Origin of the sequence: Arthrobacter sp. S39, assembly GCF_004320525.1 — a bacterium.
Classification (GTDB): domain Bacteria; phylum Actinomycetota; class Actinomycetes; order Actinomycetales; family Micrococcaceae; genus Arthrobacter.
Window position 1 is genome coordinate 50,754 of the sequence record NZ_SIHX01000003.1, and the last position, 11,689, is coordinate 62,442.

12 protein-coding genes are annotated in these 11,689 nt (G+C 66.2%); 2 read left to right on the forward strand and 10 right to left on the reverse strand.

Annotated elements, in window-relative coordinates; translation table 11 throughout:
* Positions 1-101: 101 nt before the first annotated feature.
* The gene (locus tag EYS21_RS06755) at positions 102-716 is read left to right on the forward strand and encodes a methyltransferase (RefSeq protein ID WP_131132449.1); all 615 of its coding nucleotides are present in this window, start codon (positions 102-104) and stop codon (positions 714-716) included.
* Here EYS21_RS06755 and dapF read toward each other — a convergent pair.
* From dapF to EYS21_RS06785, 6 genes are all read right to left on the reverse strand, one after another.
* A complete protein-coding gene (gene dapF / locus EYS21_RS06760; RefSeq protein ID WP_131132450.1) occupies positions 697-1,641 on the reverse strand; it encodes a diaminopimelate epimerase in 945 nt (314 codons plus the stop codon). The genes EYS21_RS06755 and dapF overlap by 20 nt on opposite strands.
* Positions 1,642-1,707: 66 nt before the next feature.
* Positions 1,708-2,604: a tRNA (adenosine(37)-N6)-dimethylallyltransferase MiaA gene (gene miaA / locus EYS21_RS06765; RefSeq protein WP_131132451.1), complete on the reverse strand. Its 897-nt coding sequence runs from the start codon at positions 2,602-2,604 to the stop codon at positions 1,708-1,710.
* A 3-nt stretch (positions 2,605-2,607) separates the two neighbouring features.
* Positions 2,608-4,155 (reverse strand): tRNA (N6-isopentenyl adenosine(37)-C2)-methylthiotransferase MiaB, encoded by a 1,548-nt coding sequence (gene miaB / locus EYS21_RS06770; protein ID WP_131132452.1) that lies wholly within the window; start codon positions 4,153-4,155, stop codon positions 2,608-2,610.
* Positions 4,156-4,215: 60 nt separating this feature from the next.
* Positions 4,216-4,743 carry a regulatory protein RecX gene (locus tag EYS21_RS06775; protein ID WP_131132852.1) on the reverse strand — a complete coding sequence of 176 codons (528 nt, stop codon included), beginning with the start codon at positions 4,741-4,743 and terminating at the stop codon, positions 4,216-4,218.
* A 169-nt stretch (positions 4,744-4,912) separates the two neighbouring features.
* Positions 4,913-5,968: a recombinase RecA gene (recA, locus tag EYS21_RS06780; protein ID WP_131132453.1), complete on the reverse strand. Its 1,056-nt coding sequence runs from the start codon at positions 5,966-5,968 to the stop codon at positions 4,913-4,915.
* Positions 5,969-6,159: 191 nt separating this feature from the next.
* Complete coding sequence (locus EYS21_RS06785) at positions 6,160-6,384, reverse strand: DUF3046 domain-containing protein (RefSeq protein WP_131132454.1); 225 nt, start codon at positions 6,382-6,384, stop codon at positions 6,160-6,162.
* A gap of 41 nt (positions 6,385-6,425) precedes the next feature.
* Between EYS21_RS06785 and EYS21_RS06790 the strand changes: the two genes are divergently transcribed.
* Positions 6,426-6,956, forward strand: coding sequence for a MarR family winged helix-turn-helix transcriptional regulator (locus EYS21_RS06790; protein ID WP_131132455.1), 531 nt, complete (start codon positions 6,426-6,428; stop codon positions 6,954-6,956).
* A gap of 57 nt (positions 6,957-7,013) precedes the next feature.
* Here the strand turns inward: EYS21_RS06790 and EYS21_RS06795 are convergent, their stop codons facing one another.
* The 4 genes from EYS21_RS06795 to EYS21_RS06810 form a co-directional block, all read right to left on the reverse strand.
* Entirely contained in the window at positions 7,014-7,466 is a 453-nt protein-coding gene (locus EYS21_RS06795; protein WP_131132456.1) for a helix-turn-helix domain-containing protein, read from the reverse strand.
* A gap of 152 nt (positions 7,467-7,618) precedes the next feature.
* Entirely contained in the window at positions 7,619-8,098 is a 480-nt protein-coding gene (locus EYS21_RS06800) for a CinA family protein (protein ID WP_131132457.1), read from the reverse strand.
* 23 nt (positions 8,099-8,121) lie between these two features.
* Positions 8,122-8,745: a CDP-diacylglycerol--glycerol-3-phosphate 3-phosphatidyltransferase gene (gene pgsA / locus EYS21_RS06805; protein WP_131132458.1), complete on the reverse strand. Its 624-nt coding sequence runs from the start codon at positions 8,743-8,745 to the stop codon at positions 8,122-8,124.
* A gap of 9 nt (positions 8,746-8,754) precedes the next feature.
* On the reverse strand, positions 8,755-11,661 hold the full coding sequence (locus tag EYS21_RS06810) for a DNA translocase FtsK (RefSeq protein WP_131132459.1): 2,907 nt from the start codon (positions 11,659-11,661) through the stop codon (positions 8,755-8,757).
* Positions 11,662-11,689 lie beyond the last annotated feature (28 nt).

The window sequence follows — 11,689 nt, forward strand, 5'->3', positions numbered from 1 at the left end:
CGTGCCCGGCTACTCGAAGATCAGGAACATGCCTCCCAGATTAGCAGACCCGGTCCGGCGCGGTTTCCCTTACGCTTCAGCGCCAACTAATCTGGCCAGTTATGGAGTCCGCACACTATTTCAGCGCATCGCCCGCAGGGCCGTTCACCCGCAAGCCGCTCACGGTGGACCTGGCCGGGGAGACGCGCAAACTGCAGACCTCCGGCGGCATCTTCAGCCCGGACGGAATCGACAAGGGTACTGCCGTGCTGCTGGCTGAAGTGCCGGCGCCGGCGCAGTCAGGGAACCTGCTGGATATCGGCTGCGGCTGGGGTCCCATCGCGATCACCATGGCCCTGCATTCGCCCGACGCGAAGGTCTACGCCGTGGACGTCAACGAACGCTGCATCACACTGACGAACGAAAACGCGGCTTCGCTCGGCCTCGGAAACGTTACCGCCAGCACGCCGGATGAGGTGGATCCGGAACTGCGTTTCGACACCATCTGGTCCAACCCGCCCATCCGGATCGGCAAGGACGAACTCCACTCGCTGTTGAAGCTGTGGATTCCGCGGCTGGCACCGGGCGGCTCCGCATGGCTGGTAGTCCAGAAAAACCTCGGTTCCGACTCCCTGCAGCGCTGGCTGTCACAGGAACTGGACGGCTCGTTCACTGTCACCCGGGAAGCCACCGCCAAAGCCTTCAGGATCCTGCGGGTCAGGAAAGCGTCCCGCTAGCCACAATCACCGCCGGGCCGCTGAGCTCAACGTGCTCGTGCCCGCCGGCCCCGGCAAAGAACTTGACGCCGACGACGCCGCCCGGCACCTTGACGTTCCAGGCGTCAGGCGCCCCCGCCCCGGCCCAGTGCCTGATGGCCACGGCGGCAGCGCAGGCGCCCGTGCCGCACGACTGGGTCTCGCCGACGCCGCGTTCGTGGACCCGCATGGTCACTGTGCCCACGCCGTCATGGACCAGCGGCTCTGAGGGGACCACAAACTCGACGTTGGTTCCGTTGGCCGGGGTGGGATCCACGTGCGGGGCGGTGAACAGGCGGGTGGCTTCCAGTTCGGAAAGCTCGGCGAGGGCCACTACGGTGTGCGGGTTGCCCATGCTGACGGAGAGGGCGGGGCGCGGCACTTCCAGGCCGTCGGCCGTGACCAGGGAGTCCATCGCCTTGGCGGAGGCTTCCCCGGGGAAGATGAACTCCCAGGGGCCCATGTCGACGGCGTAGTCCTCGCCGGTGCGGACGACGGTTTTGATGCCGCCACGGGTTCCGATGGTGAGGGCGCCGCCGTCGGGCAGGTCAACCAGGCCCTCGGCCCGGAGGAAGTGGACAAACACGCGGACGCCGTTGCCGCACATCTCAGAGAGGGAGCCGTCCCCGTTGCGGTAGTCCATAAACCACTCCGCGTCCGGGGTTGCACCCAGCAGTTCCCGGCCTTCAGGCAGGAAGCGCGACGGTACGGCACGGATGAGTCCGTCCCCGCCGATGCCGCGGTGCCTGTCGCACAGCGCGGCAACCTGGTCGGGGCCGATGGTGTGCACGCCGTCAGGATCGGCGATCAGGACAAAATCGTTGCCTGTGCCGTGCCCTTTCGAGAAGCGGAGACCGCCCAGGGTGGAGATGGCGGGCTCGAGGGTCTCTGCAGGGGTAGCGTCCATGTTCCAAGGTTACCGGCCACGTGCGGGGCATCAGAAACCTGCTGGACGCGCCGCGCAGGTGCCGCTTCAGCTGCAGAGCGTGAGCGCGTGGGCTGCCAGTTCGGGGTCCTTCCAGTCCAGCCAGCTGATCCGGGGATCGGCACGGAACCAGGTGAGCTGCCGCCTGGCGAACTGCCGGGTGGCCACGATGGTCTCTTCGGCAGCCTCCTCAACGGTGGCGCCGCCGTCGAGCACTGCGAGGAACTGGGAGTAGCCCAACGCCCGCGGGGCGGTCTTGCCGTGGCGCAGGCCTGCCTTGTCCAGCTGCCGGACCTCGTTAAGCAGGCCTTTGTCCACCATGGCGTGGACACGCTGGGCGAGCCGTTCGCGGAGCTCGTCCCGGTCCACGGCCAGGCCGATCTGGATGGCGGGCTGGAAGTACTCACGCCGGGGCATGAAGGAGCTGAACGGCCGGCCGGTGAGCTGGTGGACTTCCAGTGCCCTGATGATCCGGCGGGCATCCGAGACCCGTGCCGCCGAGACGGGGTCAACGGCCTGCAGCCGCGCCAGGAGCGGTCCGGTGCCTTCCGCTGCGTGTTCTGCTTCCAGCCCGGCGCGCAGGGCGGGGTCGGTTCCGGGGAATTCCAGGACATCCAGCGCTGCCCGGACATACAGCCCGGACCCGCCGGCCAGGATGGCCCGCTTCCCGCGTGCGTGGATGCCGGCAATGATGGCGCGGGCCTGCTGCTGGAAGTCCGAGACGCTTGCTTCCTGGGTGACGTCCAGAGTGTCCAGCAGGTGATGCGGCACTCCCCTGCGTTCAGCCAGGGTGACCTTGGCCGTCCCGATGTCCATGCCGCGGTAGAACTGCATGGCATCGGCATTGATGACTTCCCCGTCCAAGGCAAGGGCGAGGCTGACGGCGAGATCGGACTTACCCGACCCGGTGGGGCCAACAACCGCGATGACCGGAAGGTTGACCACCGCTCAGGCGCTGCGGACCGGCAGCGACGGCATGCCCAGCGAAACCCCGGTACGGCCGGCTGCGCTCTTTGCAGCGCCGGGCGCCGGCGCCCCGCACGAGTCCGCCTGGGACCTGTCCCAGGCGTCGCCGGCGCGTGAACGCCGGAGGCTGTAGCCCTCCGCCGTGGGGTCGGCCACCAGGTGGAACGCTGCGGCTTCGGTGATGGTGACAGTTACGAGGTCGCCGGGACGGGGTGCGGGTGCTCCCGCGGGAACGGAGAAGTGCACCAGCCGCTGGTCCTGGGAGCGTCCGGACAGGCGGTGGGTTTCGCCCGCCTTGCGCCCTGACTGGGCGGTGACCATGACCTCGACGCGGCGGCCCATCTGTTTGGCGTTTTCCTCGGCCGCGATCCTGTCCTGCAGGGCGGTCAGCCGTTCGAAGCGCTCCTGGACCACGGCCTTGGGCAGCTGGTCCGGAAGATCGGCAGCAGGCGTGCCGGGCCGCTTGGAGTACTGGAACGTAAACGCGGTGGCGAAGCGGGACTTTTCGACCACATCCAGGGTGGCCTGGAAGTCCTCGTCGGTTTCGCCTGGGAAGCCCACAATGATGTCGGTGGAGATGGCGGCGTGCGGGATCCTTTCCCGGACTTTGTCCAGGATGCCGAGGAACTTGGTGGAACGGTAGGACCGCTTCATGTCCCGGAGGACTTTATCCGAGCCGGACTGCAGTGGCATGTGCAGCTGTGGCATCACGTTGGGCGTTTCGGCCATGGCCTCGATGACGTCGTCGGTGAAGGCCGCCGGGTGCGGGCTCGTGAAGCGGACCCGTTCCAGGCCATCGATTTCACCGCAGGCGCGCAGGAGCTTGGAAAAAGCCTGGCGGTCCCCGAATTCGACCCCGTAGGAGTTGACGTTTTGGCCGAGCAGAGTGACTTCGATGGCGCCGTCGTCCACGAGGGCCTGGATTTCGGCCAGGATGTCACCCGGGCGGCGGTCCTTCTCCTTGCCGCGCAGGGCGGGAACGATGCAGAAAGTGCACGTGTTGTTGCAGCCGACGGAGATGGACACCCAGCCGGAATACACCGAGTCCCGTTTGGTAGGCAACGTGGAGGGGAAGACATCCAGGGATTCGAGGATCTCCAGCTGGGCTTCGTTGTTGTGCCGTGCCCGGTCCAGCAGGGCAGGAAGCGCGCCCACGTTGTGGGTTCCGAAGACGGCGTCCACCCACGGCGCTTTTTTGAGGATCGTTTCGCGGTCCTTCTGTGCAAGGCACCCGCCGACCGCGATCTGCATGCCCGGGTTGGCAGCCTTCACCGGCGCCAGCATGCCCAGGTTGCCGTACAGCTTGTTGTCAGCGTTTTCCCGGACGGCGCAGGTGTTGAACACCACCACATCCGCATGGTCCCCGGCCGCCGGTACGTACCCGGCGTCCTCGAGCATGCCTGCCATCCGCTCGGAATCGTGCACGTTCATCTGGCAGCCGAACGTGCGCACCTGATATGTACGGGGCGGCGCGGCAGGGTCGGCTGAAGGGGCGGTACCGGATGCGGGGGAAGGAATGGTCAAACTCACCTGTTAAGGGTACCGGTTCGGCGGAAATCGCCGCTTCGGCGGGGAAGCCTGCCCACGGACCTACTCCTCAGGCAGGCTGTCCTCATGCCCGCCGTCCGAACGCGCGGCAAGCACCTCGCCCACAATCCGGAAGGCCTGAGACGGCTGGTACCCCTTGCGCGCAAGCATTGACGCCAGCCGCCGGGTGGTCTTATCCCGCTCTGCCCGGTCCGACAGGTCGGTGCCGGGCCGCAGCTTCCGCTCCACGAGCAGGCGCGCGGCCGCTTCCTCGTCTTCGTCGGAGAGCTGTTCCAACGCAGAGGCAGCCGTGTCCGCGTCGATCCCCTTGTCTGCCAGCTCGCGGCGCAGCGCGCCCTTGGCGAGCTTCCGCGATTGGGACCGGCTGCGCACCCACATGTCCGCAAACTCGGCGTCGTCGATGAGCCGCACTTCCTGGAACCTGTCCAGCACGGCCTCGGCAATGTCCTCGGGGATGTTGCGCTCGGCCAGCTTGCGCGACAGCTGCAGCCGGCTCTTGGCCGAGCTGGTCAGCTGCCGCAGCACTATCGCACGTGCGACAGAAGCAGGATCCGGCTCGGGGTCTGACACGACCGAAGAATCCGGGCTGGGCCCGTCCGGTCCGAAACCGGAGCGTCCGCCACCCCGGCCCCGCCGGCGTCGGCCTGAGCCCGTGCCGGAGTCCGGACCGGTGCCGGAGTCCGGACCGGTGCCGGAGTCCGGGCCGAAGCCCGGACCGCCCGTGAAGTCCGCGATGTCCCTAGAAGCCGTCAACAGCCTTCAGCTTCGGTGTGTCTTTTGAATCGGCTTCGGCAGGCTTGACTCCGACCCCCAGCTTTTCCTTGATCAGGCGCTCAAGCTCGGCAGCGAGTTCCGGGTTGTCACGCAGGAACCGGCGGGAGTTCTCCATGCCCTGGCCGAGCTGGTCGCCGTCGTACGTGAACCATGAACCGGACTTCTTGATGATGCCGTGCTCCACGCCCATGTCGATGATGCCGCCCTCGCGGGAGATGCCCTGGCCGTAGATGATATCGAACTCGGCGATCTTGAAGGGCGGGGCCATCTTGTTCTTGACGATTTTGGCCTTGGTACGGTTACCGACCGAATCCGCGCCTTCCTTGAGCGTCTGGATGCGGCGCACGTCAATGCGGATGGAGGCGTAGAACTTCAGGGCCTTACCACCGGTGGTGGTTTCAGGGGATCCGAAGAAGACGCCGATCTTTTCGCGGAGCTGGTTGATGAAGATGGCGGTGGTCTTGGTCTGGCTCAGGCGCCCGGTGATCTTACGCAGCGCCTGGCTCATCAGGCGGGCCTGCAGGCCCACGTGGCTGTCGCCCATGTCGCCTTCGATTTCCGCACGCGGCACCAGGGCGGCCACGGAGTCAATGACGATGACATCCAGCGAGCCGGAGCCAATCAGCATGTCCATGATTTCGAGGGCCTGCTCGCCGGTGTCCGGCTGGGAAACCAGCAGCGCATCCGTGTCCACGCCCAGCTTTGCGGCGTACTCGGGGTCCAGGGCGTGCTCGGCGTCGATGAAGGCTGCGATGCCGCCCAGGCGCTGGGCGTTGGCCACGGCGTGAAGGGCAACGGTGGTCTTACCCGAGGATTCCGGACCGTAGATCTCCACCACACGTCCGCGGGGCAGGCCGCCAATTCCCAGAGCGACGTCCAATGCGATGGATCCGGTGGGGATGACCTCGATGGGGGCGCGGACTTCATCGCCCAGCCGCATGACCGAGCCCTTGCCGAACTGCTTGTCAATCTGTGCCAGTGCTGCGTCGAGCGCCTTCTGACGATCCGGGGCTGCCGCCATGGTTCACACCTCTAATGCTTTCTCGCTTTGGAGTGGCCTGAGCGGCCGTTTATTGGTCATCTCTGACGCTAATGGCACCCACTGACATTCTGGCCGGATGACATCGGCTATGTGGATAACCCACTAGGAAAAGCATAGCTTTACCCGAACAGATATTCGAACAATCCGGCGGCGTGTCAGCGCAGTTCAGGTCAGTCGCGGAGGGGTTTGATGTCACGGCCCAGGCGCCGTTCCGGCGGGACGTCCTGGACGTCGCAGACCGCCAGCCATACCTGCCGGGGGCTGACGCCCGCTGCCAGGGCCTGGTCCGCGGTGCGTCCGCCGACCCCGGCAAGGATCAGGGAACCGCTCACGACGCGTGAGTATCCGGAGCCGAATTCGTCGTCCATCAGACGCCAGTAGTCACTGATTCGCACCAATAGAGTCTCTCATGAAGCAGGACCTTAGAATTGTTGCCATGAGCAACTCCCCCGACGTTCCCGCTCCCGCCGGCCCTTCTGACGACACCGTCGACGCGGCGTTGAAGACCGTGGAGCACCAGATCAGCGTCTTCTGGCGGAGGGCACGGTCCGTGTCCCATCAGCTGTCCCGCCAGGTCCACCCCGACATGGAACCTGCCGCGTACGGCCTGCTCACCGTGATCCGGCGCGAAGGCCCCATCCGCCTCACCGATCTGGCCCTGAGCATCGGCGTGGGGAAACCCTCGGTCAGCCGGCAGATCGCGTTCCTGGAGAGCATCGGGCTGGTCTCCAAGGAGGCCGACCCGCTGGATGGCCGCGCCCAGGCGATCCGCTTAACGCCCAAGGGCGAAGAGAAAATGCACCAGGTCCAGGACGCCCGGCGCGAGGTCTTCCGGGAACGGCTGGGCGAATGGCCCCTCGAGGACCTGCAGACGCTGGCGACGTACATGGCCAAGCTCAACGCCACGTATGAGCGCGATGGCTTCCCCCAGGACGTGGCTCCCGTGAAAAAGGACACCCAGCCCTGAGACACCGGAAGCCTCCGGCTGGTGCCGGAGGCTTCGGTGGTTAATAGTTCAGGGGGCTTACCGTGCTCCGGAAAGCAGTCCCTTGGAAAGTTCGTTGGTGAGTTCGGCGTTCAGGTCCCGCTCGAGGTCGCGGCCATAGCGCTGCGAGAACTCCTGCGGAACGGTGTCCGGAACAGCAACGCCCTCTGCGACGGCGACGCGGTCGCTGACTTCACGGAGCATGCTGGACAGGGGTACGTCCAAAGCGGAGCAGATCGAGGACAGAAGCTCTGACGAAGCTTCCTTCTGGCCGCGCTCCACTTCACTGAGGTATCCCAGGGAAACACGGGCACTGTGCGAAACCTCGCGAAGAGTACGCCCCTGACGCTGGCGGACATCGCGCAGAACATCACCGATTTCGTGACGAAGTACAACCATCTTGCGCTCCTTCTGTTCGCTCTTGCCCTGATCGGCGAGGCCCACATCCTTCCAGCGGACAACGCCGTTTACGGATACGGGCTGCTTTACCATCTGTATCGCCTTGCTCCCTCATAAGTCCGGTCCGCCGTCGAGCGAACCGTGGTGGTGTAATCATCCTAGGCGCCTCCGCTCTCCGGAAGCGACACAATGTAATAACTAATGGGTACCGGGATTTGTTCCCGGATACTTTACCCCCGGTAACTTCAGGAAGATAGGGCTGCCAGGAGGCGCTCCAGGGCGGCGCCGCAGGCCTGGCCACGGATCTCTGCCCGGTTGCCGGAAAAGCCGTAGTCGAAGAATTCGGTGCCGTCCGCCGTCGCGACCCCGATGTATACAGTCCCCACAGCCTTGCCATCGTGCTCCTCCGGGCCGGCGACACCTGTTGTGGCCACGCCAATGTCGGAGCCCAGGGCCGCGCGGACGCCGGCTGCCATGGCAGCGGCGACTTCCCCATCCACGGATCCGGCGGCAGCCAGAAGGTCCGGCGAAACGCCCAGGACGTCGACTTTGACGGAGTTCTGGTAGGCCACTACACCCCCCTGCAGCATTCCGGAGGCGCCGGCGGTGTCCGCCAGGATGGCCGAGACCATTCCGGCGGTGAGCGATTCGGCGGTGGCGACGGTCAGCCCCCGGTCCAGGGCGTTTTTGACTGCTTCCCCGGCGAGGTGGTGGAGGTTTGTCATGTCTGCTCCTTGTCTACAGTGGCCTACTGGCCGGCATTGCGCTTTCCCTGCGAACGGAGCCGCAGGGCTTCAACCACGTATTCGACGCCGGTCCAGACCGTGATGAGCACGGCCACCATCATGACGGCGAAAGCCACCCAGGCAAGCCACGGGGCAAACGCCGCGAGCGGCAGGAGGTAGAGGAAAATCGCAGCGGTCTGAACCACTGTCTTGAGCTTGCCGCCACGTGAGGCCGGGATCACGCCGTAGCGGATCACAAAGAACCGCAGGGCCGTAATGCCCCACTCCCGGACAAGGATCAACACCGTGACCCACCATGGGAGCTCCCCAAGGACCGACAGCATAACCAGCGCGGAACCGATCAGGAGCTTGTCGGCGATGGGGTCGGCGATTTTGCCGAAGTCGGTGACGAGGCCGCGGCTCCTGGCGATGTCGCCGTCGAGCTTGTCAGTGTAAATCGCGACGGCGAACGCCAGCACCGCGGCCCAGCGCCACAGCCCGGACTCGCTGCGCAGCCCGGGGGCATCGGCTATCAGGAACCAGACGAAGAAAGGCACCAGCGCAATGCGCAGCATGGTCAGGATGTTGGGAAGATTCCAGATCCCTGAACTGCTGGAGCCGGCGGCGGTTGCTTCGGTGCTAGTCACCTTCCTAGGCTACCGTCCGGTGAGTGACCAGGCGTCTTCGGAGCCGTCTTCGTCGTCGCCGGAGCCGGTGTCCGCGCCGTCGAAGTATTCGACGTTCTGGCTGCGCTGGTCAAGGTCCGCCTGCACCAGGTCCTCCGCGTAGCCGCCCTGGGCGATGTTGGCGTTCGCGTTATCGCTCAGTGCCGCCGTCTGGGAGTCCGGGGAAACCGGCGCGTCCTGCCCCTTCATGGCGGCGAGGACCGCGGCGAGGTCGTCGGGCTTGACCAGGACGTCGCGTGCCTTGGAGCCTTCGGACGGGCCCACCACTCCCCTGGACTCGAGAAGGTCCATGAGCCGCCCGGCCTTGGCGAACCCGACGCGAAGCTTGCGCTGCAGCATCGAGGTGGAACCAAACTGCGTGGTGACCACGAGCTCCGTGGCCTGCAGCAGGACGTCGAGGTCGTCGCCGATGTCGTCGTCGATCTGCTTTTTCTGTGCCTCGGGGGCGACGTCGTCGCGGTAGACGGCCTTCAGCTGGCCCTTGACGTGCTCAACGACCTTGTGGATCTCAGACTCGGTGACCCAGGCGCCCTGGACACGCATGGCCTTCGATGCTCCCATGGGCAGGAACAGGGCGTCGCCCTGGCCGATGAGCTTCTCGGCGCCCGGCTGGTCCAGGACCACGCGGGAGTCAGTGACCGAGGACGTGGCGAACGCCATCCGGGACGGGACGTTGGCCTTGATGAGGCCGGTGACGACGTCGACTGACGGACGCTGGGTGGCGAGGACCAGGTGGATGCCGGCGGCGCGGGCCAGCTGGGTGATGCGGACGATGGAATCTTCAACGTCTCGTGGCGCCACCATCATGAGGTCGGCGAGCTCGTCCACGATCACCAGCAGGTAGGGGTAGGGCCGGATGACGCGCTTGGAGTCGACCGGCGGCTGGACTTTGCCGGCACGGACCGCCTTGTTGAAGTCATCGATGTGCTTGAAGCCGTAGTTGGCGAGGTCGTCGTAGCGGGCGTCCATCTCACGGACCACCCATTGCAGGGCTTCCGCGGCCTTCTTGGGGTTGGTGATGATGGGGGTGATCAGGTGCGGGACGCCTTCGTAGGCGGTCAGTTCCACGCGTTTGGGGTCCACCATGACCATGCGGACCTCGTCCGGGGTGGCACGCATGAGGATGGACGTGATCATCGAGTTCACGAACGAGGACTTACCGGCACCGGTGGCACCGGCCACGAGCAGGTGGGGCATCTTGGCGAGGTTGGCCACCACGTAGCCGCCTTCGACGTCCTTGCCGACACCCATCACCATGGGGTGGTCGGTCCGGCGGGCGTTCTGGCTGCGGAGCACGTCGCCGAGTGAGACGGTTTCGCGGTCCGTGTTGGGGATCTCGATGCCGATGGCGGACTTGCCGGGTATGGGGCTGAGGATCCGGACGTCGGAGCTGGCCACGGCGTAGGAGATGTTCTTGGACAGCGCGGTGACCCGCTCCACCTTGGTGCCCGGGGACAGCTCGATCTCATACCTGGTCACGGTGGGACCGCGGCTGAAGCCGGTCACCTGCGCCTCGACGTTGAACTGGTTGAGGGTCTCGGTCAGCGAAGCGACGATGGCGTCGTTGGCTTCGGTACGCTCCTTTGGAATGGAGCCGGGCGTCAGGACGTCCGACGACGGCAGCGTGTAGGTGACGTCACCTGCCAGAGACAGTTGTTCAGTCCGCTGTGGAATCGGCGTGGGCAGGGGCGCGGGCGTTACGGGCTTGGCCGGGACCTGTACCGGGTTCAGCGACCCCGCAGCGACCATGCCCGGTGTCACGAGCGGAATCGCTTCGGTGGCGTTCTCCCCCGCCGACGGCGAATGAGCCGCCGTTCCCAGGCCCTGGGCGGCCTTGATCTTCTCGACGGCGATTTCCGCCTGCGTGGGGCGGCGCACGCCGGGAGCAAGGCGCGGCCCCGGGCCTGGTTTCGCGTCGTGCGCCGGGTCGTCGTCGTCGATGACTGCGTGCTCGAAGGCTTCGTCGCCCACATAGCCTTCCAGTCCGGCGTCGGAGTCCTCGTCCTTTCCGAACAGCCGCCGCCTCTTCTTCTTGGGCGCTGCCGCGGGGGCCTGCTCCAGGTAGCTGCGGTCGTGGCCGTCCCTGTCCTCGTCCGGCTCCTGGAGGTCGATGCCCATCAGGTGCTCGTAGCCGGCCCGGAGCCGCCGTGGAATCGCACCGAAGGGAGTGGCCGTGATGATGAGCAGCGAAACAAATGCCAGCAGGCCGTAGAGGGCCACCGGAACGGCTGCGTGAATGGCCGCAAGCGGCGAGGCGGCCAGGAAACCGAGCATACCGCCGGCCTGGCGCAGTCCGTCGAAACCGTCAGCAACGGTGGGCTGTCCGCCCACGATGTGGGCCAGGCCGCAGCCGGCGAAGGTCATGATGAGGAAACCAATGCCCACCCGGTTGTTGCCCCGCCCGTCGGACGGCTGCCGGAAAAGGCGGAACGCACAGACAAACAGCATCAGCGGCAGCAGCAGCGACATCCAGCCGAACGTGCCGTTGACCACGCTGTACACGGTGTCGGGGAACCATCCGGTGAGGCCCCACCAGGCAAAGGTGGCGATGAAGACGCCGAGGGCCAGGTTGAACAGTGCTGCGCCGTCCCGGCGGTCTTCTGCGGGCAGGTCGCTGACGTCGTGGCCGATCCTGCGGACGCCGCCTCCCACCAGGTGGCCAATGCCCAGCCAGGCGCCGCCCACAACGCGGACCAGCCACGGCTGGTGCTCTTCGACTGCGGGCATTTGGCGGGTGCGCGCAGTGCTGGAGCGTGCGGACGTCCGGCCGGTTTTGGACGCCGCGGAGCCGGCCCCGCGGCCAGTGGTGCTGCCGGATTTGGCACTGGCGGAACCCCTGGCGGGGCCCTTGGGCGCGGAAGTAGTACGAGTGGCCATACCTGCCACGCTACCCGAACCGGGCCGG